The following is a 266-nucleotide window of genomic DNA, read 5'->3' on the forward strand; positions in this document are numbered from 1 at the left end:
CACCTTCTCAGGCGACAAGGTGGCGCTGGTGCTCGGCTCGGAGGGCAAGGGGCTCAGGCAGAAGACGCGCGAAACCGTCAACGCGCTTGCCCGCCTCGACATGCCGGGCGCAATCAAATCGCTGAACGTCTCGAATGCAGCGGCGATCGCGCTTTATGCGGCGCGGCTCTATCTGAAGCCATAGGTGAGCCAACAAGCGACCAGCTCAATTCAAGCGACCGCAGTCATCGCGCCAAGGGAAGTGTCATGATCCGTTTCGTCGTCCG

1 protein-coding gene is annotated in these 266 nt (G+C 61.7%); it reads left to right on the forward strand.

The window, feature by feature from the left end; translation table 11 throughout:
• Positions 1 to 184 (forward strand): RNA methyltransferase (locus EOD29_RS32295; protein WP_164763972.1); only part of this gene is annotated, 184 nt, incomplete at its 5' end.
• Positions 185 to 266 lie beyond the last annotated feature (82 nt).

The sequence above is a fragment of the Mesorhizobium sp. M1A.T.Ca.IN.004.03.1.1 genome (genome assembly GCF_003997555.1).
GTDB lineage: Bacteria > Pseudomonadota > Alphaproteobacteria > Rhizobiales > Rhizobiaceae > Mesorhizobium.